This window comes from Marinobacter sp. ST-43 (assembly GCF_030541085.1).
Taxonomy (GTDB): domain Bacteria; phylum Pseudomonadota; class Gammaproteobacteria; order Pseudomonadales; family Oleiphilaceae; genus Marinobacter; species Marinobacter nauticus.
Window position 1 is genome coordinate 227,882 of record NZ_JASSVO010000001.1, and the last position, 26,631, is coordinate 254,512.

Sequence of the window (26,631 nt, forward strand, 5' to 3'; positions counted from 1 at the left end):
TGGGTTTTGTGTGTCCGGCCGAAGGCTGTGCCAGGCGCTGCCCGGCGGCTAGCGGATATCGCTGCCAACGCGCACGATTTTCATAGTGTTGGTGCCGCCCTGAGCGTTGACGTAATCCCCCTTGGTAATCACCACCAGATCACCTTCGCCGACTACGCCGCGTCTGCGCAGTTGTTCCACGGCCTCAGCATTGGTCTGCTCATTGGCAATCCGGGCCGAATCGAAGGGTATGGTCTGCACGCCGCGGAAAAGAACCACCCGGTGCTGGGTGGAGTGATGGCGCGACAGGGCAAAGATCGGCAGGCTGGACTTGATGCGTGACATCAGTCTGGGGGTAGCGCCTGTCTCAGTCATGCAGATGATGGCACGCACACCCTGCAGGTGGTTGGCGGCGTACATGGCAGACAAAGCGATGGCTTCGTCGACCCGCTCCATGCTCTCGTGAATCCGGTGTTTGGACTGGTGCATGGAGGGATGCCGTTCGGCCCCCAGGCAGATGCGGACCATGGCCTCTACCGCTTCTTTCGGATAGTCACCTACTGCGGTTTCGGCCGACAGCATGACCGCGTCGGTGTAGTCCATTACGGCATTCGCGACGTCGGACACCTCGGCCCGGGTGGGCATCGGGTTGGTGATCATCGATTCCATCATCTGGGTCGCTGTGATGACTGCCCGGTTCAGTACCCGGGCGCGGGCGATGATGTGCTTCTGAACCGCTACCAGTTCGGCATCGCCAATCTCAACCGCCAGGTCGCCCCGAGCGACCATGACGGCGTCTGAGGCGAGGATGACTTCATCCAGAGCCTGGTCGTCGTGTGCTAGTTCCGCCCGCTCAATTTTGGCTACCAGGCCTGCTTCCGAACCGGCTTCGCTCAGCAGTCTGCGTGCGATGTGCATATCTTCGGCGGTGCGCACGAATGAGACGGCGACATAGTCCGCGCCCAGTTTGGCGGCGGTGACAATGTCCTGCTTGTCTTTCTCGGTCAGTGCTTCGGCAGACAGCCCGCCGCCGCGCTTGTTCAGGCCCTTGTTGTTGGATAATGGGCCGCCAATAAGTACCTTGGAGGTAATGCTGTGCTCGTCTACCGACATCACTTCCATTTCGATGCGGCCGTCGTCGAGCACCAGAATGTCGCCGGGGGTAACGTCTTCAATCAGTTGCTCGTAGTCGATGCCCACCCGCTCTGCTGTGCCGGCGTTCTTGTCCATGCTGGCGTCGAGAACGAAGGTTTGCCCGGCTTCCAGAAAGACCTTGTTATCGGTGAATCGCGCGATGCGCAGCTTGGGGCCCTGAAGGTCGGCGAGAAGGGCAACAAAGCGGCTCTGTGCTGCAGCGGCTTCACGAACCTGGCGGGCCCGGGCCATGTGCTCTTCGGCGCTGCCATGGGAAAAATTCAGGCGAGTCACGTCAACGCCAGCCTTGATGATGGCGGCAAGTGACTCCGGTGTGTCTGTGGCGGGGCCGAGCGTGGCGACAATTTTCGTGCGCCTGAGCATATGTGGGTGTCCTTATTCCGGGTTCGCCGGTATGGTCGAAGAGTCGACAGTGCCGGCGGTCAATGAAAACGGGTGCCAGTATATGAACTACTGATGACCCTTCTGTGACACGGTTTCACCTCGCTAGATGTTCGAGGGCTCCCGGTGCCTGCTTTCGTGATATGTAGTAAAGTTACCAAAATAATGGCGATAATTTTTTGCTGTGTCTATGTTTTGAAGCATTTTTTACTATTCTTTGTTCTATGTTCGAGTGAATCCGTAGAGGAGGCTGCAGGATGCATCCAACCATAGTGAAGGTTACTCAGAGAATTGTGGCCCGAAGTCAAGCCACGCGGCAAGAGTACCTCTGTCGTATGGCGGCGCTGAAAAAGAACTCCCCCCAACGGGGCACGCTGTCCTGTGGCAACCTTGCCCACGGCTTTGCCGCCTGTAATCAGGCGGATAAGAACACGCTCAAGCTGATGAACAAGGCCAACGTGGCAATCGTAACGGCCTACAACGATATGCTTTCGGCTCATCAACCCTACCAACAGTTCCCCGATATCATCCGCGAGGCGGCCCATGGTATGGGGTCGGTGGCCCAGGTTGCCGGGGGCACACCCGCCATGTGTGATGGCGTGACCCAGGGGCAGCCTGGCATGGAGCTCAGCCTGTTCTCCCGGGACACGATCGCCATGAGCACGGCGGTTGCTCTCAGCCACAACATGTTTGATGCCACGCTGTTGTTGGGGATCTGCGACAAGATTGTTCCGGGGCTGCTCATCGGATCGCTGAGTTTTGGCTATCTGCCGACCATACTGGTACCCGCCGGCCCCATGCCGTCCGGATTGCCCAACAAAGAGAAGCAGCGCATCCGTCAGCTCTATGCTGAAGGCAGGATTGGCAAAGAGGAGTTGCTGGAAGCCGAGAGCAAGTCATACCACAGTCCCGGTACCTGTACCTTTTATGGCACCGCCAACAGCAACCAGCTGTTGGTTGAGGTGATGGGGCTGCACTTGCCGGGTGCCGCCTTTGTGAATCCAGGCACACCGCTGCGTGAAGCGCTGACCAGGGCAGCGACGGAACAGGTTATCCGGTTATCGAAACCTAACGGTGGAGATCTGGGGCTGGGCGATATGGTAGACGAAAAGAGCATCGTCAATGCTCTGGTCGCCCTGCTGGTAACGGGCGGCTCAACCAACCACACCATTCACTGGATAGCCATCGCCCGCGCTGCCGGCATCATCATTGACTGGAATGACTATGCCGAGCTTTCTGCGGTTGTGCCCTCGTTGACCCGTATCTATCCCAATGGCCAGGAGGATGTGAATGCCTTCCACGAGGCGGGTGGTACGCCGTTCCTGATCCGCGAACTGCTTGCTGGCGGATACCTGCATAACGACGTGCACACAGTGATGGGCCCAGGCCTGGAGCAGTACGCCCGCATGCCGGAACTCGACGATGGTAAGCCCGCCTGGAAGCCTGCAGCTGAGCAAAGTGCCATGCCGGAGGTACTCCGTGGTGTGGCCCAGCCTTTTGCGCCGGATGGTGGGCTCAGGGTGCTGGAGGGCAATCTGGGCAGGGGCGTGATCAAGGTCTCGGCAGTCGCGCCTGAGCACCATACCATTGAGGCCCCGGCCGTGGTATTCAACGATCAGAACGAGCTCAAGGCGGCCTTCGAGGCCGGAGAGCTGAATCGGGATTGCGTTGTGGTTGTGCGATTTCAAGGTCCCCGTGCCAATGGTATGCCGGAGCTACACAAACTCACCCCTTATCTGGGGGTGTTGCAGGACAGGGGCTACAAAGTGGGCCTGGTGACGGATGGCCGGATGTCTGGCGCTTCCGGGAAAGTGCCTGCCGCCATCCACGTATACCCCGAAGCGTTAGATGGCGGACCTTTGGCCCGAGTTGAAGACGGGGATACCGTTGTCCTGGACGCCCGCAACGGAACCCTCAGCATCAGGGTAGAGGATGACGTGCTGGCCGCCCGCAGGCCTGCAACGACGGATTTGTCCGGCTATCATACGGGCTACGGGCGGGAGCTGTTTGGTTGGTTCCGTCGTTCGGCAAGCAACCCTGAACAAGGTGCCAGTTTTTTCTGGAACCACGAGGCATGACAGCAGAACACTATTCTCTGGTGGGGGACATTGGGGGAACCAATGCACGCTTTGCTCTGGTGGGGCAGGGCAGTATAGAACCAGAAGCTATTGAAGTTTTGCCCTGCCGTGACTACGAGAATCTGGATCAGGCGGTGGTCACCTATCTGGAACGTGTAGGTGTGGCGTCGGTCAGGCAGGCCTGTCTGGCCGTGGCCTCCCCCTTGCGCGGTACCCGGGTGACAATGACCAACAATCACTGGCGCTTTGACATTGAGGCGGTGCGACAGGTCTTTGGCTGGTCGGCCTTCAAGGTCATCAATGATTTTACCGCCATGGCGCTGGGCGTGCCCCATGTACCGGACGCCAATCTGGTGCACGTTTGTGGCGGCCCGGGAGACCCTGGCCGACCGAAACTGGTGATGGGTCCGGGAACGGGCCTGGGCGTTTCCGGTCTGGTTCCGATTCGAAATGGCTGGGTGCCTTTGGTGACTGAAGGGGGCCATGTGGATTTTGCCCCCACCGATGACACGGAAATGGAGGTGTTGCGCCTTCTTCGGGCCAGGTTTGGGCGGGTGTCGGTCGAGCGGATTCTGTGCGGCCAGGGTTTGCTGAACCTGTATCAGGCGCATGCCGAAATCCGTGGCGTGGCGGCCCCGCTCGATGCTCCGGAGAAGATCACAGCCGCCGCTGTGGACGCCTCCGATGCCTTGGCCGGGGAAGTCCTTCGGCATTTCTGCGAAATGCTTGGGCGAACCGCAGGCAATTCGGCGCTGACGCTGGGGAGTCTGGGCGGCGTGTACCTGTGTGGCGGTATGCTGCCAGGGTTTCTCGACTTTTTTCTTGGGAGCCCGTTCCGTGAAGCCTTTGTAGCCAAGGGGCGGATGCGTCCGCTAATGGAATTTACACCGGTTTACGTGGTGACGGAGCCCTATACCGGTTTACTGGGAGCTGCCGAAGCGTTAGGAAATTCTGAGGTATGACCGATTCTTTGATAAACCTGTCCTTTGATGAGCTGGTTCGGCGTGTTCGGGCCTGTCAGATTTGTGCAGGCGATCTGCCCCACGAGCCGAGGCCGGTCATTCAGCTTAGTGAATCCTCCCGCATTCTTGTGGTCGGGCAGGCGCCGGGTCGACGGGTACACGAAACCGGTCTGCCGTTTAACGATCCCAGTGGCGACCGGCTGCGCCAATGGATGGGCATTACCCGCGACACCTTTTACGATGAACAGAAACTCGCCATCCTGCCCATGGGATTCTGTTATCCGGGCACCGGTAAATCCGGAGATCTTCCTCCACGCCCCGAGTGCGCTCCGGCCTGGCGCCGGGCGTTGCTCGACCGCTTGCCGGAGATTCGCCTGACCTTGCTGATCGGTCAATATGCTCATGCCTGGCATATTCCCGGCGCAAGGCGCGCGGTTACCGAGAATGTGCGGCAGTGGCAACAATTCTGGCCTGATGTCATTCCGATGCCCCATCCCAGCCCCCGCAATAACCTCTGGTTGCGAAAGAATCCCTGGTTTGAAGCGGAAGTGGTGCCGGCCATTCAGGCCAGAGTTGCTAGCATTCTGAACTGACCTGGCCACTCCGGTTCATATACTCAGATAGCTCGCTGTATTGTTCCGGGTTAATGTACAGGCCCTGTTTGGTTCGCCGCCAGAGCAGGTCCTCTGGTGTGATCGCCCATTCGTGGGTCATCAGATAATCCACCTCGCGACGAGACAGGGTATCGGTAAACCAGTGGCCGAGATCGGCCATGTTCTGACAGCCTTCCAGAATCTGGTAGCTGCTGGTGCCATAGCTTCGCACAAACCGATGGATTACAGCATCGTCCAGCCAGGGGAAATCGGCCGCGAGTTCGGTGGCCAGCTGCTCCTGAGTGTTGAAGTCGCCGCCGGGCAGCACGGCCGTTCGGGTCCAGGACCGGCCGGCACCGGGAAAATAGCGACTGACCTGATCGGTCACAGCTTCGGCGAGCTTCCGGTAGGTGGTGATCTTGCCCCCGAATACCGAGATCAAAGGGGGCAGCGAGTCCTCATCATCAACCTCGAATGAGTAGTCGCGAGAGGCAGACTGTGCGGCGCCACCCTCGTCGTCCATCAGCGGCCGAACACCGGAGTAACTCCAGACTACATCGTTGGCGGACAGTTGCCGGCGGAAATACTGGTTGACGATCGACAGCAGATAGTCGGTTTCCTCTGGGGAAATCCGCGCCTGCGACGGATCGCCCACGTAATCGACATCGGTGGTGCCGATCAGGGAGAAGCGGTCCTCGTAGGGGATCACGAAAACAATGCGCTCGTCCTGATTCTGAAGAATATAGGCTTCGGTATCCTGGTTGAGCCTGGGTACGACGATGTGGCTGCCCTTGACCATGCGGATCTGCTTGGGAGCTGGCATAGACAGGCTTTCACCGAACAGGCTGCTGACCCAGGGGCCGGTGGCGTTAACGACCACCTTGGCGCGGATGTTGTACTGCTTGTCCCGGTGGTGATCGTCCAGGGTGGCGTGCCATTGCCCGTTACGGCGCTCGGCGCGGCTACAGCGGGTGCGGGTCAATACGGTTGCGCCTTTTTCAGCGGCCTTGCGAGCAGACAGTACCACCAGCCGGGCATCGTCAACCCAGCCATCCGAATACTCGAATCCACGGCTGATGTCTGGTTTCAGGGGCGAGTCCGGGCCAAAGGTAATAGACCGGGAGCCGGGCAGCAGTTCGCGCTTGGCCAGATGATCGTAGAGGAAAAGGCCGGTACGGATCATCCACGCTGGTCGCAGGTGGGGCTGATGGGGCAGGCGAAAACGCATCGGCCACATGATGTGGGGGGCGTTTCGTAGCAGGGCCTCCCGTTCACCGAGTGCTTCCCTGACCAGCCGGAATTCGTAATGCTCAAGATAGCGCAGACCGCCGTGGATAAGTTTGCTGCTGCTGGACGAAGTGGCAGAGGCAAGATCGTTCATCTCACACAGAACAACCCGAAGCCCCCGGCCTGCGGCGTCCATGGCAATTCCGGTGCCGTTTACGCCGCCCCCGACCACCAGAACATCGCATTGCGTGGGGGGAGTGTGAGAGTTGCCTGAAACCAGTCCTTTGTTATTTGCCACTGCCTGAGTGCTCCTGATAATCGCACATAACGCCTGTCATGGAACGATTATCAGGAAACTGCCTGGTCCGGTAAAGCGACCCTGTCACAGGCGGGTGGGCTTACCTGCCTCTTTGCGGCGTTGCTCCCACTCTTCGCGGGTTTGTGCGGCTTCATCACCGGGCAGGAAGTCGATGATCTCGAAGTAATCAGAGCTGAACTGGTCTGCCACCACGGTTTCACGAGGTTTGATCCGGACCACGTAGACGGTCTGGACATTCTGGTGGTCGAACTCGCGCCAGTACTGTTCATCTTTCAGGAAGCTGTAGCGATGCCCCTCAAGGGCCCGGATAACGGCGTCTGTGTTGGTGCTGCCGGCCCGTTCGACAGCATCCTTGTACTGGTAAACAATGCTGTAGGCCGAGGCCGCGGATGATGAAGGGCGCATTTCATAGCGGTCTGAGAAGGCCTCAACAAAGTCTTTACCGCGCTGGTAGTTGTTCTCGTAGGGCAGGTTCCAGACCCAGGGGGCGGCACCAACAACACCTTCCATGATGGTCGGGCCAACCTGTCTGACCATCCCCAGTGTCAGGTTGGGCACAACGATCTGCATTTTTTCCGTCAAACCCATTTCATAGGCCAGGTTCAGAGCCCGGACCATGTCATCGCCGAACAATACCATCATCAATACTTTGGCATCGCTCTCCTGGGCCTGTTCCAGCGCTGCGCGGAAATCATTGATCAGCGCCCGGGGGAAGGGGGTTTTTACACCCTGGTGCACGTCGGTGTTTTCGGTGTTGGAAAACTTTCGTACCGATTCTTCCACGGACCATCCCCAGGTGTAGTCTGAGGTGATGTAGAAAAACTTCTGGTCGGCGTGGTTACGATTGAGATACTGGCTCAGTGCCTTGGCCGTCATCCAGGCGTTGTAGGGCTCCCGGAACATATATCGATGCCCCTCGGCGCCGGTGGTGGCATTGGAGTAGGTCAGGGTGCCGAAGTAGATTCGGTTACGATCCCTGGCGGCTTTGCCGGAAGCAATAGCGACGGCGCTGGAGACGCCACCGAAAACCATCTGCGCGCCCTCGCGGTCAATCAGTTCGGCGGTATTCCTGGCGCCCTGGTCTGGTTCTCCACGGGTATTGCGAATCACCAGTTCGAGGGGCTGGCCCATAACACCGCCTGCCTGGTTGATTTCATCTACCGCCAGATAGGCGCCAAGCCGTTGTTGAAGGCCCTGGTCCTTGTATCTTCCGGTCTGGGGGTAATTCAAACCTATCTTGAGGGTATCGGCGAGGACGGTCGTGCTGGATAATAGCAGGACAGTCGCAAAGATCAGCGCGTTCCTTGGTCTCATTTACGTTGGCCTCCGTAACGGCAGCACAGCGGGTATGGCTGCGTTGCAAACAGTTATTTTGATTGTTTATTGGGCAACTCAAGTGTCAGCCGATACTGTCCGGCCAACAATGGGACTAAAGTTGAAGTTCCGGTAACAATTTGTAGGACGAGCGTTCGATCACACAACCGTTGCTATAAGGCAGGGAAACATTGAGAAGAATGACCAACTCACGCTCGCCTGAAAGCCTGTCGGTGGTGCTCATGGCATTGCTCGCTTTGCTGGTGGCGCTTCCGGCCAGTGCCGAGTGGCACCGATACTCCGACACGGCAATGACAACGCCCGTTGAGCTTGAGTTCTGGGCTGATGAAAGCGTGAGCGCCGATGTGGTGGCCCGTGAGGTATTCGATGTATTTCACCGTGTTGATACCCAAATGAGCCGGTACCGGGCAGATTCTGAATTATCAGCGCTGAACCGGGAGGCTGGAAAAGGCCCGGTTAACGTCAGTGATGGTCTGTTTAAGGTGCTTCAGAAAGCCCGTGAGGTGTCCGAGCTGAGTGAGGGGGCATTCGATGTCACCTTTGGCTCGGTGGGTTACCTCTATGACTTTCGGGCCGGCAAGCAGCCAACGGATGAACAGGTAGCGACCGGGCTCACGCGGGTAAACTTCCGCGATGTCGTATTGGATGTATCCGGGCAAACGGTGGCGTTTCGCCAGCCGGGAATGCTGGTGGACCTGGGCGGCATTGCTAAAGGTTACGCTGTCGATCTGGGTATTGAAGTGCTGGAAGCCCACGGCATACGCCACGCCCGGTTGAGTGCTGGCGGTGATATGCGTCTGCTGGGGGACAAGCGGGGGCGCCCGTGGTATGTGGGTATCCGGGATCCCCGGTCTGGCAATGACAACGCGGTGGTGTTGCCGTTGGCGGATGTAGCGGTATCCACATCCGGCGACTACGAGCGCTTTTTTGTTGATGACGCCGGTGAGCGCGTACACCACATACTGTCACCGAGCACTGGCCGTTCGGTGAAGGGAGTACAGAGCGTTACGATTATTGGTGACGATGCATTGACCACCGATGGCTTGTCCACCGCGGTTTTTGTTCTGGGCCCGGAGAAAGGCCTCAAGATGGTGGAGCGCTTGCCGGCGATCGAAGTGGTTGTGATCGACGACAAACGCATGATGCATGTGTCAGAAGGGCTGGTTCCCCCAGAGCCGTAGTAGAGGCAACGTCCCTGCTGTCAGCCGTTGATGGTGCCGTTGACCACATTGGAGAACGCAATCAGACTGTCCTGCATGGTGCTGTTGCCCAGGCCGTGGCCGGTAAAGCGAGCGCCAAAATCACCCTGTTCGCCATGCAGTGCCATGTAGTTCAAAAGCACCGTTTGAACCAACTGGTTGACGTTGTTGGCGGCCGGGCTGGAACCTGTGTCAACGGATGCATCTGGACGCATGGAGCCGATTTGCCTTCTAATCGGGGTAGGGCGGCCCTTTGGATCGTAGATGAGGAAGAACGAGGCAGCCGTTTGTTGGTTGTCACCAGTCCATTCACCTTTGCCTCTGCCTTCCAGGGAGTCATCAATTCGACCATTACTGGAAACCGAGCCGTCGCTGAATACATACAGCATCAGCGGCGTTCCAATTCGTGCAGCGTATTCGAGACATGCCCCCATGCAGCGGCCTGCCTGTTCGTCCCGCCGCTCTCCCGTGCCTCGCTCACCAGTGTGGTAGTCGTATCCACCCATGGTGATAGTACCTGCACCAGCGTAGCCGTTAAGCACCAGTTTCATCACAGAGGCTGTTTTCTGGAATTCCCGATTCCCGTTGAATTCCGAGCTTGAGAAAATACCGGCCGGGCCAACGATGTCGGGATCGGCCATTGGATCAAGAGGGTTTGCCTCTTTGCCATAACGGTCTGCGAGGTCTGCACTCTTGAGATACCCGCACTTCACCAGCTTTTTGACCACCTCATCTGTGGTGATCCCAGCGTTCACTTTTTTCATTTTGGCGTCGCTGATCTGGTAGATAGACTCCATGACGGCCACAGCATCGGAGGGATCAAGAATTCCGATCAAATCGCCTACGTCTACCAGGCCCGAGGCATCAGATGGGCGGTCTACCTTGGTGGGCCTCACTTCGGGGTCTATCAGGTTCATCGGCGCCATGGAGTTGCCCCCGGATTCCGAGCTCTGGGAGCCTATTAACGTAAGTAACTCTCCGTTGGCGCCGGCTTTGTAGATTCCATACATCGGGTTGTGTGGATTGTTGCCAGTATCGTTTTCTGAGCGAGCGGCGATGATAGCGCCATCCACGCCTGCGCGTGTGCTGGCACTGGTGCTTTGCATAATACCTCTCAGAAAACCACTATCGGAATGAAACGCCAGGCCAAGCTCCTCGTTTACGAAGGCTGGGTCAGAAGGCAGCATGTCACCCGGAAGCCCGAGTTTGTTGTATCCCGCAGTGGTTAGAAAGTCCATCTGACCACCCGCTTTGCCCATGAGTACGTTGGAGCCCGCGATGTTGGCGCCGCCGGCCAGATCAAAGCAGATGAAGGGTATCTTTCCGGCACCGGACACGGCGATACCGCAGCTTTCTTTCAGATTCTCGAGATCGGATGACAGCGCTGCGGCTGCCTGACGTGGATTGGCGAACAGGCTGAAGACCGAGGCGCCAAACAGGGTGGCCGAACCTGCCATCAGTCCTTGGGAAATAAACTCGCGTCTGGTCCGCGGCTTGCCATGATCCTGGTGGAGGAGGGGGCTGCCGTTTGCCAAAGGTTTTTTCCGGGATTTGCGTATAAACATGATCGGCTTCCTTTACTGAACCAATGTGGTGGCGCTGCCAAGAACAGCGGCACAACTTGCCTTGACAATCGTCTTGGTGCGGTCATCTTCACAAGCATTACCACCACAGGCTTTCAACTTATTGATGAGTGCATACAGCTCTGTCTGGATCTCATTGTCGGTCGGTTGGGAAGCCAGATTATCTCCCACGAAATGGGTCATCAGGGAGCTTGTAATCAAACTGTTGCCGCCATGATCAAAAGCGCTTTCGGCCGGAGCAGAAAAGTTAAAGCCAGGGAACATAGTTGATCGGAGCTCGTTGTTCTCTATCAACGCATCGCAATACTGGATAGCCAATTGCGTAACAGCCATCTGGTGCGACGACAGGAAACCCTGAATATTCTCCACCGTGGGCAGTTGTTGCTTCACGGTATTGTAGGTGGCACTTACATCCGGATGCGTGGTGGCAACGCCGGTCATTCGGGCCATGGAGGCATTGATTTCATCAAAGGTTTTCAGACCGATTTCCGGTGACGCCGGAAGGTCTGCCGGCTCGGGCTGCGGCAGGGGCGCGGGCTCGGTCCGGGCAAACTGGTTGCTGCCAATCTGATCAAAGGTCAGGAAGAACTCGTCAATTCCGGGGCCGCCTTCAAGCGCAATAATGGTGCCCATAGGGGACAGTGGCTGGCCGATGCCTGGCTGGTAGAGGTCTGCATCGAGCAGGACATCGAGGTTGGCCCAGGCTTGCCCGACAGTGGCTTCTTTACCGTTGATGCCCAAACGCATTCCCCTGAGCGGGATATTCGAGGGCTCGACGCTGTCATCCAGGCTGATGAAAAACGGACTGGTGAATCGGTAGGCGTAGCTGTCGAACTGGCTGACTTCAAAGACGATAAAGCTCTGTGGCAGGTCAATCAGGTGGGAGACCCCGAACAGCAGATAGAACTTCTGGCCCACACCCACTTCAAAGTTGGCCTGAATCTGCTGGGGTGTCAATGCACGGTTGTGAATGGCCACCATACGGATGGCCCCCTGCCACGGGGAATTGCCGTCGGTTTCATTACCCAGCACCAGGGCAAAGCTGTCGTCCCACTCGGTCAGCAGTCCGCCCTCGTCGGGATCAAGGTCGCCCGAAAACTCGCCATTGACAAAGATCTGTCGACCGGTCGTCGGGCTGTAATTAACCACCACATGCTGCAAGGTTGCTTGTAACAGCATATCGGCATCCTGAGTCGCAAAGGCGCTGTTCTCGTCGCTGGTGGTGGAGCGATGCAGTACTTCGTAACGCTGGAGCGACTGGCTCAGGGTTACATTGCGTGTGGTCGCGGAGCCGGAATAGGTGACGATGCGGGCGTCTTCCTGGGTGATATTCCCGGGAGCTACCCAGGCTTCGATGCTGTATTCACCGGAGGTGGTCAGTTGGGTATGGAGTTTTCGGCTTGCCGAGGTGCTGCCCTGGGCCTTGCCGGCAGGCACCATAAATCCTTCGCTGTTTTCTCCTGCGGGGCCAAGGTCGATGCCCCAGCCGCCAACCCAGTCAACGTTGCCGCTGAGCGTGAGATTGAGCGGTGGCTCAATACCGCTGGTGTCAAATGCAGTTTGCCCTTCACCCGCTTTGAATTCGTACAGGGCAATGACATTGTCTTCATAGCGACCGCCGGAGTTGGCCAGCAGGCCGTCGGCACTGAGCTCAACCGCCTTGCTGACCACCAGGGCAGGGTCGACAGGCGTTGCGCTCAGATCCTTGACCATTTCCAGAATCTTCATTTCCATCAGGTTGGCCGAGGCTACGCAGTCGTTATCCCAGCAATTATGGAAGTCAAAGCGCAGCCGCTGTACCAGGCGAGAGTCGGCGGGCACCGTGGCATCAATGCGGCTTCGGGCCTGGTGGTAGGCGGTGTTTACATCGGCACTGGCAATATAGGGTGTCTGACCACCATCGCTATGGCACTCGCTGCAGTACTGTTCGAGCACCGGATACACTGTGGTGGCGAACAGGCCGGGCTCGGCCGGCAGAGAAATGGTGGCCCCCGGATCTTTCAGGGCAGGTGCACGTAACTCGACGGTTTTGGCCGAACCTCCACCGCCTGCCCAGTTTGTGATGTAGGTTGTCAGGATGTCGGCGCAGGCAGAGTTGCTGGATAACCAGCAGTTATGGCCATCTGCCACTTTGGTTACCATCAGGGAGTCAGACGGATCCGAGAGATTTACAATCTTCTTTGCCTGGGAATAGGCGCTGTTGATGTCCTGCTCGTTAACAAAGGTGGGCGACTGACCATCGGCCCCGTGGCAAGACCCGCATTTATCCTGGGTAACCAGATTGTCCCAAACACTACGTTTGAAGTTGGACACATCCTCGGTTGCCGGGGCCGGACCACTGTAGACAATACCGCCTGAGTTACTGGAGGTATTGGGAAGAGATTCGGTCGATTCGCCCCCACAGGCGGCCAGCAGCAGGGCGGTTCCCACAACAACGAATACCGATTTCAGGGCTTGCGCCGGTGCGTGTGCTCGCAGTGTCATCATCTGTCAGTCCCCCATGCAGTACACAGCGGATTCAGCGAACACCTGCTTCAGGTTGTAGCCCTGGTTCGCGAAGCTGGTAACCATACTGTTGACCCTGGCTCGGTCATCGCTGTTCGAGGGTGGGCGCAGGCAAACATTCTCGAAGACCTTCTTGACCTGGCATTGGGCAAAGGCCTGGGAATGCGCGAACTCCCGGCCCAGGCTCTTGGCGCCGTTTCCGGAACCGGGCAGGGTCGGATCCCAGCCGAGGCGCCGATTGGCACCCTGGCGCCAGTAGTTGTCCCAGCGGTCGTCAGGTGTGACATAACCCTGCTCAAACGTAGCCGAATTGATGTGATATTTGCTCTGTACCCGGGTGCCGGTTACCGGATCTGTGGTGCTGACGGCGTTGTAGATAAGGCGCCCCCGTTCACCGTCCGGGTCGCTATTCTGGTTGTACTGATAGTCGTAGTAAGCAAAGGCCTGGGTCATCGGATCCATGCCGGTGTGGCAGCCTACGCAGTTGTTGAGAAAAACCCGGCTGTCTCCGCCGGGGCTGCGGGAGACATCCTGACGAATACGGTCTGTGGGCAGGGTAACGTCAGCGACCTGCTCCAGGTCGTTGCACATGTGGTTGATCAGGGTAAACCGGAACATGGCGCGGTTGGTGCCCGCGCTGAAGAATGCCCGGGCGGAGGCGCGGGATGTGATCACGCCGGCCGTGGCCGAAGATGGCAATCCGCTATAGCTGGACTGGCTGACCCGAATCAGGTTATCGCGCAGGCTGATGCCCCGGGATTCCAGTTCCGAATAATGGTCGTTGTTGCTCACAGAATAGGGCGTTAAGCCGAGAGACGGATCGCCAATGTAGAGCACGTCATCAAACAGGATCTTCCGAAAATCCTGGTCGTCCCGAACCATGCCGATGACGGTGGCAATGTAATCATTGAGAGGCACAAATTTCGACATGGCCTCGTTGGTCCAGGGAGCAGCAAAGTTCTTGAGCGTGACATCGTAAAAGGCGGGATCTTCCATGGCGATGTACGCAGCGCCTTCTGGATTGGAAGGTATCAGGTCGGCCATCGACTGCAGGACGCTCTCGGAAGGTGGAACGCCAGCTATACGATCGTGTATCTGTTTGGCCTGTTCCCTGGCGCCTGCCAAAGCCAGGCTGGACACCATTCCTGAAAGAACGATGATACTGCAAGCCTTGGTGATCAGGCTTGTCATCCTGTTCCGGGCGGTCATGTCCGTATCCCTCAATGATGGTTAGCATTCGCACATTAATGCTTTTTGACAATTGTTAAAAGTTTACGGCTTGCTATATCTTAAAAATTGAGTTCCAGGCCACGTTATTACATTGCGTTACGTAAAAGCTTTGGAGTGACAGGTTCGAACCGACTTAATTTATGTCATGGAATGTCATTCACAACAGGGTTTGCCACATTGGAAGTCACCTCATCGGTTCTATCTGCTCGCTATCACCGCACTCGGTTGCTGGCCTGTGTTGGCGCACTGTCGCTGACAGGATGCCTGTCTGGCGGCGACGGTCAGAAGGCTGATCCGGTTGTGGTCGAGGAGCCGGTTGCCTACATCGAACGGCAACTTGTTTTCAATGAGAACACCGGATCACTGGTTGAGGATGATCTTGCGAACCCTGCCGAGTTTCGGCCCGGAGCCCGCCTTCTGCTGAAATCCAGTGCGGCAGCAAGTTCGTCGGCAAAAGATATCTCCGCATCTGCATTTTCCGGTGGAACCTCCTATGACGTTAAGGATCTTCACGTTTCCCAGGATGGGAACCGGTTGCTGTTTGCCTTGCGTGCTCCCGAAATAGATGGCGCCGATGATGACGAACAGCCCACCTGGAATATCTGGGAGTATGACCGGACTACCGAGTCGCTTCGCCGAATCATTGATTCGGACGTGACCGCCCGCGCCGGCCATGACGTGGCGCCGGCTTATCTGCCTGACGGCCGGATTGTTTTCTCATCCACACGCCAGCGCGTATCCAAGGCGATTCTGCTGGATGAGGGCAAGCCTCAGTATTCCGGCCTGGACGAGGAACTGGACAGTCCGGCGTTTCTGCTTCATGTCATGGATGAGGATGGCCGCAATATCGAGCAGATCACCTTTAACCAGAGCCATGACCTGGACCCCGTGGTTATCGGCGATGGCACCATCATTTTCAGTCGTTGGGATAATGCCGGTCAGACTCGAAATAATGGTGTGAACCTTTATCGCGTCAATCCTGACGGTACCGGGTTGAGCTACCTTTACGGCCGGCATTCCCATGAGTCCATTTTGGAAGCCGGCGACATCCAGTTCCTGCGGCCTCAGACACTGGATTCAGGCAACCTGTTGGTTCAGCTGCGCCCCTTTGAAAGCGACGACTATGCGTCGGTGCTGGCAGAAATTGATGTTGAAAGCTTTGTTGAGGCCAATCTTCGCGTCGATGGCACTGAGGCTGTGGGACAACGCTCATTGATTCCGGGCATTCGCCTGAATGGCGAGTTGTCTCTTGACGGGCGCTACGGGTTTGCGTCGCCGCTACTGGATGGCACCGGCCGTTACCTTGTCAGTTGGACTCCTTGCCGATTGCGGGAAGTTGCGACCGATCGCATTGTAAATTGTACGGAAGACCGACTGGCTTCTGACCAATATCGTCCGGCCCCCCCGGTGTATGGGCTCTGGCTTCTGGATGCTGCTGAAAGCACCCGCCGTCCGATTGTGACTGGGGTAGAAGGCGTCCAGTTTGACGAGGCCTTACTGATGCGAAGTCGCCCTCTGGAACGTTTTATTCCAGAGGCCCAGTTCCCCGGCGATGCTGGCGCATTGGCGGATGACGGCTACGGAATTCTGCACATTCGCAGTGTTTACGATCTGGACGGCACGGACACCACGCCAGCCGGCATCCCCGCCATGGCCAATCCGGTGCAAACGCCCCCGGAGCAGCGGCCAGCAAGATTCCTGCGGCTAGAGAAGCCCGTGGCGATACCCGATGACGACGTACGGGATTTTGACAACAGCGCTTACGGGCGAAGCCGTGGCCAGCTAATGCGTGAGATCCTCGGTTATGCGCCTGTTGAGCCGGATGGCTCGGTGAAAGTGGCGGTCCCTGCCAATGTTTCCTTTGCGATCAGCGTGCTGGACGGGCAGGGGCGAAGACTCGGGCCAAGGCATGAGAACTGGCTGTCCGTGCGCCCTGGCGAGACCCGGGAGTGTTCAGGTTGCCATGATCCGGATAGCTCCGCTCCTCATGGCCGCACCGATGCCGGCCCCGCGCCCGCCTGGGCCGGGGCGCCAACCACTGGCCGGCCTTTTCTGAACACTAATCCTGCACTGTTTGCCGACATGGGCGAAACCATGGCCGAGGTCTATGGTCGCATCAACGGCATTCGCCGACCGTCACCGGATCTTGAGTACGAAGATGAATGGACCGACCCGAATGTGGCGCCATTGGGCGCGAGTTTCGCGTACGCTTACGGTGACCTGGACACGGCTCCGCCCATTTCCGGTGTCTGTGCTGGGGAGTGGTCGCCGAACTGCCGTATTGTGATTAACTACGAACAGCATATCCATCCACTCTGGGGTAAGCTCCGGCAGGAAGTGGACCCTGTCACCATGGACGTCATTTCTGATTCCACCTGCACCGGCTGCCACACTACCGCCGATGCAGCAGGCGCTGCTCAGGTGCCCGCCGGGCAGCTGGATCTGGGCGATGGCCCGTCACCTGCAGAGCCGCTGCACTTCAATTCTTATCGCGAACTCCTCTATCCGGACAACGAGCAGGAGTTGATGAACGGGGCCCTCGTGGATGTGCTGGTGGATTCCGGGGAGGTGCTAAGGGATGAAGAGGGCAATCCGATCCTTGATGCTGATGGGAACGAGCAACCGATCATGGTCACCGTGCCGGTTCGGCCATCCATGTCTGTCAATGGCGCTCGGTTCAGTCGATTCTTTGATGTGTTCGCGGCCGGTGGCAGCCATGAAGGTTTTCTGAAGCCTTCCGAACTGAGGCTGGTTTCAGAATGGCTGGATATTGGTGGCCAGTACTACAACAACCCCTTCGATGCCCCGGAAGACTGATCCAAGGACTCAAGCTCGCGCCATGCCCATCGCCATTCTCATGATTTTACTCTTGCTCCCTGCCCAGAGTTGGGCCGGTGGGTTATGGGGCTCGGAGGGCCAGGATGTGGCCCGGGTGCAGGTAACCGAAGCCTATCTGTCCTGGAGGACGGGCCCGGCATCCGGATACCCGGTGTTCCATACAAGTGAGAAAGGCGAGTGGCTGACCATCCTTCAGCGCAAGACCAGCTGGATCAAGGTGATGGACTCCCGAGGCAGGGAGGGCTGGGTGTCGGTGGCGGACCTGGCTCAAACCGTGGATGTCACGGGCGAGACCGTGAGCCTCCAGGTTCCTGACCTGGATTCGTTCGGGAAGCGACGGGCAGAAGCCGGTTTGATGATGGGCGAGTTTGACGGTGCTGCCGTGATGGCTGGCTATGGAGGTCTTTGGCTGACCCGGAATCTGTCTGCAGAGCTGTGGGGGGCTCAGATTCTTGGCAGTGCCTCCGAGATTCGGATGGTTAATGGCAATCTGGTGCATCAGCCATTTCCGGACTGGCGGATATCGCCTTTTTTCACCCTGGGGATTGGCCACATCTGGGTTGAGCCGAAAGCGTCTCTCGCCCAGCCGGAGGAACGTGATAACAGCATCGGCCATGCTGGCCTTGGAATCAGGGCCTACATCACCGATCGATATTTCATCCGTGCCGAGGTGAAGGACTACAAAGTCTTCACGACCCGGTCCACCAACGAAGAAGCGACAGAATGGAAAATCGGACTAAGCATCTTTTTCTGAAACCGCTGTGCCTTGCGGCAGGCCTTTGCACCGCTGCGGCAGGACAGGCGCAGGAAGACCGCCCGCTGATCGAGCCCGATGTGACGCCGGTGCCGGTTACCGAAGCCCTGATCGATACCGAAAACTTCGAGATCGGGGCATTTGTGGGTGTGCTGAACATTGAGGATTTTGAATCGTCCCTGTTGTACGGCGGCAAGCTGACATACCACCTGAGCGAATCGTTCTTTTTCGAAGCAGGTGTGGGCTTTGCGGAAGGCGGCGAGACCAGTTTCGAGAAGCTGGCCGGAGATGTGGAGGTGCTGACCGACAGTGAACGGGACTATAGCTACTACAACATCAACCTGGGGTACAACGTGCTGCCGGGTGAGGCGTTCCTCACAGAGAATTACGCCTTCAACACCAACTTCTATCTGATTGCCGGGGCAGGGGCCACGGAGTTTGCCGGCGATACCCGTTTCACCCTGAATGCGGGTGCCGGCTATCAGGTTTTATTGACCGACAGCGTGTCGGTGCATTTTGGGGTACGGCAACACTTTTACGACATTGATGTGCTTGGGGAAGAGAAGACCTCCGTCAATACCGAGGTCAGTACCGGGTTGTCTGTGTTTTTCTGAAATTAAGGAGGAATGGCTGTGAGAGCATCCATAGCAAGACTGGCATTGGCGGGTGTACTGGCCTGCGCGAGCCCCTTGGCCGCGGCTGAGGCCATTAACGTACCGGCGCCAGACTTTACCCTGGAAAGCCGCTCCGGGGAGAACCTGCGGCTGGAGGATCATCGGGGCGAGGTCGTTATGCTCAACTTCTGGGCTTCCTGGTGTGGGCCCTGCCGTCAGGAAATGCCCCTGATGGACGAGCTATACAGCCAGTACAAGGATCTCGGTTTCACCATTCTGGCGGTGAACGTGGATGAGAACCGGGACGAAGCCCTCCGTTTCCTCGACAAGGTGCCGGTCAACTATCCGATTCTTTACGATCCGGAGAGCTCGGTCAGTGAACTGTATGAGGTTCAGGCCATGCCAACGACGGTGATGATTGACCGGAACGGCAATGCCCGATATCTGCACTACGGCTACCAGCCAGGTTACGAGGATGAATACGAGCAACAGATTCGCGAACTGGTGCGCGAGTAACTTCTGGACGGTGCCCGCTATGCGAATTTTGTCGATCCTGTCGTCCCTGTCTCTGGTTGCACTGCTGTTTATGTCGACCGGCTGCAGCTCGGTAAAACCCTGGGTGAAACCCTACGAGCGTGACAACCTGGCGGATCCGGTCATGAGTCTGAGCAGGCATGGCACGGCTGACGCCTACATGCATCACGTCTATCAGGCCAGAGAATCCGCTCGCGGCGCTGAAGGCGGTTCAGGGGGTGGCTGTGGCTGTAACTGACAGATTTCGGGTTGCTGCTCTCAGTCTGACGGCCCTGATGGTGTTACTCACGGTTCAGTCCGCCACAGCGGCGACCTTACCCGTGGACAAAGTAGACGTGCTCTATCATCGTTACGATGGTGGCGGCATGGTGATTGATGGCCCGTCGGTGCTGGTCCGCAAAGGCATTGGCCCCCAGGTCTCCTTTTCCGGTCAGTATTACGTGGATTCTGTGTCTGCTGCCTCGGTGGATGTACTGGCGACAGCCAGTGCCTACGAGGAGGAGCGTACAGAATACACCGTGGGTGTGGATTACCTGCACGACAAGGCCATTCTGAGTCTGGGTTATACCAACAGTACGGAAAATGATTACGAGGCCAATACCCTCTATTTTTCGGTGAGCCAGGAATTCTTCGGAGGCATGTCCACGGTGACTATGGGCTATGCCAGTGGCTGGGACGAAGTGGGTCGGGTTGGTAATGATTCCTTCAGCGAGGAAGCCGATCGTCGTAACTACCAACTGGGCCTTAGCCAGGTCGTTACCCGTAACAGTCTGGTAGGCCTGGACCTCGAAGTGGTCACAGACGAGGGTTATCTGCAAAACCCGTATCGTGTGAACCGCTACATTAATCCCGATAATCCAGCGGAGTTCCTGACTCAACCGGAACAGTATCCGGAAACCCGAACCAGTACCTCCGTGGCCGTGAGAGCGCTTTACTATCTGCCGTATCGCGCCTCAATACGCGGTGAATACCGCTATTTTTCAGATACCTGGGGCATTAACGCCCATACCATGGAACTGGGTTACGTGCACGGGTTGACCCAGCACTGGACCCTTGAAGGTTCCGTCCGCTATTACACCCAGAACGAGGCGGATTTTTACAGCGATCTTTTCCCGTTCAAGAACTCTCAGACCCATCTTGCCCGGGACAAGGAGCTCAGCTCGCTTTCAGGGACAACCCTGGCAGTAGGCGCGGTGTACGAATGGAAACAGACGTCGCTTCCGGGCATTGATCGTCTGCAGTTCAGTCTGTTGGTGGACTGGCTGAATTTTGATTATGACAACTTCCGGGATGTCACCGCGGCCGGAAACTATCTCCCCGGCGAAGAACCCCTTTATTCCTTCGATGCCTATGTCACCCGGGCGTCATTGATTCTTGAATACTGAGCATGCAGGAAGAACGACCATGGCCACTTGCTTGAACTCCCGATTTCCGGCGCTGTTAGCGGCATTGACCCTCGCCCTGACAGCCCCTGCCTTCGCCCAGTCCAATCCCGGGGAGGAGAAGGACGAGACCGCGGTCGCCGAGCAGGTCGAGGCCCTCAAGAAGAAGGTTATCCGGCTTAACCGGGACCTGTTTATCCTTGAGGAGGACCTGCTGTTTCCGGCCAACACCCAGGTTGCGGTGTTTGTCAGCGTGGATGCTGGCAAGTTTCTGAAGCTGGATGCGGTCAAGCTGAAGGTTGATGACGAGATCGTTGCCTCTCACCTCTATACCGAGCGTCAGGCGAAAGCACTTGAACGCGGCGGTATGCAACGGCTTTACGTGGGCAACCTGAAGACCGGAGCCCATCAGGTGACGGCGTTCGTCGAGGGCATCGGGCCGGATCAGCGGCCTTACAAACAGGCAGCGTCGCTGGAATTCGAGAAGGGCACCGGCACAGCTGCACTGGAGATCCGTGTTGAGGATCGCTCTTCCGATTATCAGCCTTCAGTTTCCATCGTGGAGTGGGAGTAAGCCGCGCCGTGGGATTGACAGTGATCAAGCCATTTCGAACGCTTTCGGTATTGTTTACCGGCGCTTTGCTATGGCTGACGATGGTTGCTCCAGTCCAGGCCGAGGAGCCCCGACCGGAGCGGGCGAAGGACCTTCGGTACGGTTGGGCTCTGTATGAGTATCATCAGGGCAATGTCTTTGAGGCTCTGACCCAGCTGGCGGTTGCCCGTGAGCAAGGCGGTATCGAAGGACATGGTGATCACCCGGCTTTGGTAGAGGGTGGGCTGATGTTGTCCTGGGGCATGACCCGTGAGGCCAGCAAATTGTTCACGGAACTGCTCGGTAGTGACGGCACGGGTAGCACACTTTCGCCGGATGTTCGCAATCAGGCCTGGTTCTATCTGGGCAAGGTGTTTTTCCTGGAAGGTAATCGTGAGCTGGCCGGTGAGAATCTCGAGCGCGTGGATGCCGAGGCACTCGCTGAGGCCAACCATGACCTCTTTCGGGAGTGGGTTTATCTGCGAGCACGAGTGGCCATGATGTCTTCGAGGATCGAAGACGAAACGAAGCTGACGTCGCTGAGGGAACAACTGGAAGACACGGACATCTGGTCCCTTTACCTGCAATACAATTCAGCCGTCGCCGCTCTGGACGCGGGAGACGTCGCGACAGCCGAGGCTGAACTGCAGACACTCATCGCCATCATTCAACAGTCTGCCGATTCCGCCAAACCAGAGGCCGAACGCGAAGGCCTGTTGGACAGGGCCCGACTGTCACTTGCCCGGCTTTACCTCAGGGATGACCGGTTCGACGCGGCGCTTGAGATCCTTGGCGACATGCCGCTGAATGGCGTATTCGCTGACCAGGCCCTTTTCGACTATGCCGTAGCGGCGGCCGGGCAGGGCAGGCCGGATCGGGCACTTGATGCGCTTGATACGCTGTCAAACAGGAATCTGTTTTTGCCCTGGCGACAGCAGGTTCCGTTTGCCCGGGCCTATGTTCTTGAGCAGATGAGCAGACCGCAGCGAGCACTGTCAGCCTTCAAACAGGCAGCGGACCTCTACCAGGCCCGTATAAAGGAGCTGGACAATATCCGCAATGAGCTCAGTGAACAGAGCCTGATGGCGCAGCTCGACTTCACTCGTGACAGCGACGGGATTCTCACGGATTCCTACGGCCGTTTGCGGGTCCAGCCTTCCGATTTCGGCATGGCCGAAGTGCTGGCTTCGGAGACTTTTCAGCAGGCGCTTGCAGAATTGAACGAGCTCTACCAAATGCAATCCTTTATCGCCGAGCGGCAGTCCCGGTTTGAATCCTTCCGGATCATGCTGGAAACCCGCGAACAACAGCGTCAGGTGCGGATTGCGGAAACCCGTCGGGCGCTCGAAAACCAGCAGGCGGACCAGTGGCAGACGTTGCATGAGGAATTCAGGGAAACGATCGCCACTGCGTTGGCTGAAGACGACGCTCAATTCTTCATGACCGCAGAACAGAAAGCACTAAGAGACAAGCTCAATGAGGTGGAAGAAACGCTGGCGGGCTTGCCTGATGATGCCACCACGGCCAGCCAGCGTGAGACTTACCGGAGAATGCGTGCCTACTTCGACTGGTGGATTGCGGATGACTATGGCGTGAATCGCTGGGCGGCACAAAAGCAGTTGCGGGAGCTGGATCGTGAAATGCAGCACTTTCAGGCCCAGCGGCAGAGGGTTGAAACCCTGATGTCCGACGATGACCGCCATGCCGAACTGGCGCGGCGCATTTCTGCCAGCGAGAGCGAACTCGCCACCCTTGGCCAAGAGGTGGCGGTTGCATTGAGCAACGCCCGGCGAATCCTCCTGAGCCAGGTAGACAGCATGCTTGTCGCCCAGCAGGAGGAGCTCAATGGGTATCTGGTGGCTTCCCGCCATGCCCAGGCCAGGTTGGCGGACCAACTGTTCCGTAGATCGCAAAACCCGGGAGCCGGTGATGAGTAACGGGACTCCTGGAAAGATGGTGAAAGGCCTTGTCGTAGCAGGTGCGCTGCTCATGGCCAGTGGCTGTCAGATGTTACAGTCGATGATGCCCGCCGGCGACGAGGAAATGCCAAGGGTCCGTGAGGGTACTCTGGCCGCGCTTCCGGCGACTGAAACCCGTCAGGTTCAGGGTATAGAGGCTGGCAGCGGCCCCACGGATGATGTCTCCATCGAAACAGTGATGGAAAGCTACAAGGCGCTTTTGCCACTGGTGGACGATCCCCGCAAGCAGGTTACCATCCGCCACCGGCTGGCCGATCTGGAATTCCAGCGGGCGGAGCGGAAAATGGCCGATACCGCTGTCGATGAGCTCGCCGGTGCTATCGAGGCCTACCAGCGGCTTCTGTCCGAATACCCGGAGCGCGAGGGCAATGACAAGATCTATTATCAGCTTGCCAGGGCCTGGGAGCTTCGGGGCGCGACGCCCCAGCAACTCGATACTCTGGATACTCTGGTCCGGCGGTACCCCGATTCGGACTACTGGATAGAAGCTCAGTTTCGCCGCGGCGATCTGCTGTTTATCGATGGCCGATACCGGGAAGCCGAGCAGGCCTTCGACGAGGTTACTCTGGCCAGCCAGGAGCGTATGGCCGATGCCTCATTTCTGGTGAACGCGCATTACATGAAAGGCTGGAGTCTATTCAAGCAGGCGCAATACCAGGAAGCCCTGTTCAGCTATGTAGAAGTGCTTGATCTGGTGATGCCTGAGGGGCAGCCGGTGGAAGATGTGGATCAGCGGAGCCAGACCCTGATCGAGGATCTGTTCCGGGTCGTAGGGCTGTCCCTGTCTTACCTTGATGGCGCGGAAACCCTGCAGGCGTTGTTTCGCCAGACTGGTGGGCGTCCCTATGAAATCCTGGTCTACGACCGCTACAGCGAGCTCTTGCTGGAGCGGGAGCAATACGGTGATGCCATCGACGTCTTTGGGGCCTACATAGAAGACCACCCGGCGAGTCCCTGGGCGCCACGCTACCACATCCGGATTATCGATACCTTGGAACTGGCCGGTTTCACCCGTACCGTCCCTGAAAGAAAGGACGACTTTGTAAGCCTTTACGGAATTTACAGCGATTACTGGCAGTCAGCGGGCCCGGATGCGATGGGTTTCATTGAGCAGCAGCTGGAGCAGCTCCTGCCTGAGCTGGCAGACCGCCAGTACCTGTTGGCAGGGGAGTCCTCCGACCAGCAGCAGACCGATGATCACTACCGCAAAGCCGCCAGCTACTACGCCGAGTTTGCCGCTACCTTCCCGGATCATCCCCGTACACCGGAGCGTCTGTTCCTTCTGGGTGAGACCTATCTGGAGCTGGAAGATTGGCCGGCGGCCATCGCCGCTTTTGAGCGGGTGGCCTATGACTACCCGGAGGACACGGTAGCTGAGCGGGCAGCCGAAGCCGGGTATGCTTCGGTACTGGCTTTCCGGGAGTATGCAAAGACCTGGAATAATGAACCGGGATCGGAGCAGACGGCTTATCAGGAACTGCAGCAGTTGAATCGACTGCGGTTTGCAAATGCGTTTCCCGACGACCCCCGGGCCCCGGCGGTGTATTACATTGCACTGCAGCGGGAGTTTGATCGGAACAACTGGGAAGAGACCGTCAATATGGCGGCCCGACTTGTTACCTGGCAGCCCACGCCTCCCGCCGAGTTAACGACAGAAGCCTTGCTGTTATCTGGCCACAGCCTCTCCGAACTGGCCCGGTACCCTGAGGCGGAGCAGGCTTACCGTGATGCCCTGGCGACCATGGCTGAGGACGATGAGCGAAGAAGCGGGGTGCGTGAAAATCTGGCCGCCGTGGTCTATCGGCAGGCCGAGCAGTTGGCCGATGCCGGTAATGTGGAAGCTGCAGTCAGCGAGTTTCTGCGAGTCGGTACTGTGGTTCCGGAATCCGCTCTGCGGGCAAATGCCGAATACGACGCCGCCTCACTTCTGATTACCGCCAATCTCTGGGAACAGGCCATTGGTGTGCTGACCAGTTTCCGACAGGCTTTCCCGGACCACGAATTGATTGATACGGTCCCGGCAAAACTGGCGTTGGCCTATCGTGAAACGGCGCAGTGGGAGCGAGCAGCCGACGAATTGCAACAAATGGTGGCTCTGGCGACAACGCCGGAAGAGCGAAGAGAAAACCTGTTGATTGCAGCAGAGCTGTACGATCAGGCCGGAAACCGTGACAAGGCCATCGATACCTGGCGGAATTACGCCAACAGCCATCCCGAGCCGGCCGATGTCTACATGGAAGCGGCCAATCGGCTGGCTGAGCTCTATCAGGAAGCTGATGACACCATAAAAAGAGATTACTGGTTGCGCAAGCAAATGGAAACGGTGGACCGGAATCCGGACGCGGCGGACGACCGCATGCGCTACCTTGCCGCGTCAGCCTCGGCCATTCTCGCCCGCGAAGCGCTTGCCCGGTATGACAGCATTCGCCTGACGTTGCCACTGAATGAGAGCATGACTGCAAAGACCGATGCGCTGGAACGGGCAGTCAATGCCTACAAGAAAACCGCCAGTTATGGCCTTTCGTCGTTCGCTACCGAGGCCGGTTACCAGATTGCCCATATCTATGGACGCCTCGGTGCCGATCTGATGGATTCGGAGCGGCCCACTGGATTGAGCGAGCTTGAGCTGGCCCAGTACGAGCTTTTGTTGGAAGAGCAGGCCTATCCATTCGAAGACAACGCCATCGATATCCACGAGCAGAACATCCGGCGGGCCCGGGAGGGCATTTTCGATGAGTGGGTCAAGCGCAGCTACGAGGCCCTGAAAGTCCTGCTGCCAGGGCGCTACCGGAAGGAAGAAGTGACCTCGGGGGTTGTCTATGAACTTGATTAAGACCTGTGGTCTCTGTCTTTTGTTGTCAGTCGCGTTGTCCGGATGTGTCACGGCCCCGACGCCGCCAGAATCTGATCCTCAGGCTGAGCAGGCTGTCCTTGAGGCGTCATTCAGCGAAGCGGTCAAGGCCATGGAGCAGGGCAACTTTGCCGAAGCCCGGACCGTTTTTGAACAATTGGCCCGGAACTATCCGGACAAAGCCGGCCCCATGGCCAACCTTGGCATCATTGCTTTCCGGGAAGGGGACGCCGATGGCGCGAAACAATGGTTTGAGCGCGCGCGGGCAGTCAATCCTGACCATGTCCAGGCGTTGAATCATCTGGGCGTGATTGCCCGAAATGCCGGAGAATTCGATGAGGCGGAACGGTATTACCGAGCTGCGTTGGCGGCGGATCCGGATTACGCGCCTGCGATTCTTAATCTGGCCTTCCTGCTGGATATCTATCTGGGTAACCCTGCCGATGCGATCGAACTCTATGAGCGTTATCAATCGGCTGCCAGCGAACCGCACCCGAGACTGGAAGACTGGATATTTGATGCGAAAAACAGGATCTGATTT

Annotated in this window: 20 protein-coding genes; 14 read left to right on the top strand and 6 right to left on the bottom strand. The window is 57.8% G+C overall.

The annotated features are described in order from the left end of the window. Positions 1 to 48: 48 nt before the first annotated feature. Complete coding sequence (gene pyk / locus QPL98_RS01080) at positions 49 to 1,497, bottom strand: pyruvate kinase (RefSeq protein WP_183578936.1); 1,449 nt, start codon at positions 1,495 to 1,497, stop codon at positions 49 to 51. Positions 1,498 to 1,772: 275 nt separating this feature from the next. On the opposite strand from pyk, the gene edd reads away from it, so the two are divergent. The 3 genes from edd to QPL98_RS01095 are packed head-to-tail and all read left to right on the top strand — an operon-like array spanning position 1,773 to position 5,148. Next, positions 1,773 to 3,593, top strand: a complete 1,821-nt coding sequence (gene edd / locus QPL98_RS01085) for a phosphogluconate dehydratase (protein ID WP_199452176.1) — start codon at positions 1,773 to 1,775, stop codon at positions 3,591 to 3,593. After that, positions 3,590 to 4,555: a glucokinase gene (glk, locus tag QPL98_RS01090; RefSeq protein ID WP_153741431.1), complete on the top strand. Its 966-nt coding sequence runs from the start codon at positions 3,590 to 3,592 to the stop codon at positions 4,553 to 4,555. The genes edd and glk overlap by 4 nt, the downstream gene beginning before the upstream one ends. Continuing rightward, entirely contained in the window at positions 4,552 to 5,148 is a 597-nt protein-coding gene (locus QPL98_RS01095; RefSeq protein ID WP_022991786.1) for a uracil-DNA glycosylase family protein, read from the top strand. The genes glk and QPL98_RS01095 overlap by 4 nt, the downstream gene beginning before the upstream one ends. Here the strand turns inward: QPL98_RS01095 and glpD are convergent. Further along, positions 5,132 to 6,673: a glycerol-3-phosphate dehydrogenase gene (gene glpD, locus QPL98_RS01100; protein ID WP_303292467.1), complete on the bottom strand. Its 1,542-nt coding sequence runs from the start codon at positions 6,671 to 6,673 to the stop codon at positions 5,132 to 5,134. The genes QPL98_RS01095 and glpD overlap by 17 nt on opposite strands. Positions 6,674 to 6,757: 84 nt before the next feature. After that, positions 6,758 to 8,008 (bottom strand): substrate-binding protein, encoded by a 1,251-nt coding sequence (locus QPL98_RS01105; RefSeq protein ID WP_011785305.1) that lies wholly within the window; start codon positions 8,006 to 8,008, stop codon positions 6,758 to 6,760. Positions 8,009 to 8,208: 200 nt separating this feature from the next. Here QPL98_RS01105 and QPL98_RS01110 point away from each other — a divergent pair, with 200 nt between their 5' ends. Then, complete coding sequence (locus tag QPL98_RS01110; RefSeq protein WP_153741429.1) at positions 8,209 to 9,210, top strand: FAD:protein FMN transferase; 1,002 nt, start codon at positions 8,209 to 8,211, stop codon at positions 9,208 to 9,210. Between the two features lie 20 nt (positions 9,211 to 9,230). On the opposite strand, the gene QPL98_RS01115 is transcribed toward QPL98_RS01110, so the two are convergent. Genes QPL98_RS01115 through QPL98_RS01125 form a run of 3 tightly spaced genes read right to left on the bottom strand, consistent with a single transcriptional unit; the run spans position 9,231 to position 14,507 of the window. After that, the gene (locus tag QPL98_RS01115; RefSeq protein ID WP_023009957.1) at positions 9,231 to 10,793 is read right to left on the bottom strand and encodes a hypothetical protein; all 1,563 of its coding nucleotides are present in this window, start codon (positions 10,791 to 10,793) and stop codon (positions 9,231 to 9,233) included. Positions 10,794 to 10,805: 12 nt separating this feature from the next. Beyond that, complete coding sequence (locus tag QPL98_RS01120; protein ID WP_303292468.1) at positions 10,806 to 13,298, bottom strand: LamG domain-containing protein; 2,493 nt, start codon at positions 13,296 to 13,298, stop codon at positions 10,806 to 10,808. A 3-nt stretch (positions 13,299 to 13,301) separates the two neighbouring features. Beyond that, entirely contained in the window at positions 13,302 to 14,507 is a 1,206-nt protein-coding gene (locus tag QPL98_RS01125; protein ID WP_303292469.1) for a hypothetical protein, read from the bottom strand. Between the two features lie 189 nt (positions 14,508 to 14,696). Between QPL98_RS01125 and QPL98_RS01130 the strand changes: the two genes are divergently transcribed. The 10 genes from QPL98_RS01130 to QPL98_RS01175 are packed head-to-tail and all read left to right on the top strand — an operon-like array spanning position 14,697 to position 26,628. Then, positions 14,697 to 17,363: a hypothetical protein gene (locus QPL98_RS01130; RefSeq protein ID WP_303292470.1), complete on the top strand. Its 2,667-nt coding sequence runs from the start codon at positions 14,697 to 14,699 to the stop codon at positions 17,361 to 17,363. Positions 17,364 to 17,385: 22 nt separating this feature from the next. After that, the gene (locus QPL98_RS01135) at positions 17,386 to 18,138 is read left to right on the top strand and encodes an SH3 domain-containing protein (RefSeq protein WP_014421171.1); all 753 of its coding nucleotides are present in this window, start codon (positions 17,386 to 17,388) and stop codon (positions 18,136 to 18,138) included. Further along, the gene (locus QPL98_RS01140) at positions 18,108 to 18,752 is read left to right on the top strand and encodes an outer membrane beta-barrel domain-containing protein (RefSeq protein WP_014421172.1); all 645 of its coding nucleotides are present in this window, start codon (positions 18,108 to 18,110) and stop codon (positions 18,750 to 18,752) included. The genes QPL98_RS01135 and QPL98_RS01140 overlap by 31 nt, the downstream gene beginning before the upstream one ends. A gap of 12 nt (positions 18,753 to 18,764) precedes the next feature. Continuing rightward, positions 18,765 to 19,268 carry a TlpA disulfide reductase family protein gene (locus QPL98_RS01145; protein ID WP_014421174.1) on the top strand — a complete coding sequence of 168 codons (504 nt, stop codon included), beginning with the start codon at positions 18,765 to 18,767 and terminating at the stop codon, positions 19,266 to 19,268. A gap of 19 nt (positions 19,269 to 19,287) precedes the next feature. Further along, entirely contained in the window at positions 19,288 to 19,524 is a 237-nt protein-coding gene (locus tag QPL98_RS01150) for a DUF4266 domain-containing protein (protein ID WP_222180059.1), read from the top strand. A 37-nt stretch (positions 19,525 to 19,561) separates the two neighbouring features. After that, positions 19,562 to 20,671 (top strand): DUF3570 domain-containing protein, encoded by a 1,110-nt coding sequence (locus QPL98_RS01155; RefSeq protein WP_286714366.1) that lies wholly within the window; start codon positions 19,562 to 19,564, stop codon positions 20,669 to 20,671. Between the two features lie 19 nt (positions 20,672 to 20,690). After that, the gene (locus tag QPL98_RS01160; RefSeq protein WP_222180060.1) at positions 20,691 to 21,242 is read left to right on the top strand and encodes an AraC family transcriptional regulator; all 552 of its coding nucleotides are present in this window, start codon (positions 20,691 to 20,693) and stop codon (positions 21,240 to 21,242) included. Positions 21,243 to 21,262: 20 nt separating this feature from the next. Further along, on the top strand, positions 21,263 to 23,197 hold the full coding sequence (locus QPL98_RS01165; protein WP_303292471.1) for a lipopolysaccharide assembly protein LapB: 1,935 nt from the start codon (positions 21,263 to 21,265) through the stop codon (positions 23,195 to 23,197). Continuing rightward, positions 23,190 to 26,072, top strand: coding sequence for a tetratricopeptide repeat protein (locus QPL98_RS01170; protein ID WP_303292472.1), 2,883 nt, complete (start codon positions 23,190 to 23,192; stop codon positions 26,070 to 26,072). The genes QPL98_RS01165 and QPL98_RS01170 overlap by 8 nt, the downstream gene beginning before the upstream one ends. Then, complete coding sequence (locus tag QPL98_RS01175; RefSeq protein WP_303292473.1) at positions 26,059 to 26,628, top strand: tetratricopeptide repeat protein; 570 nt, start codon at positions 26,059 to 26,061, stop codon at positions 26,626 to 26,628. Before QPL98_RS01170 ends, QPL98_RS01175 begins: the two co-directional genes overlap by 14 nt. The last annotated feature ends 3 nt before the right edge of the window (positions 26,629 to 26,631 follow it).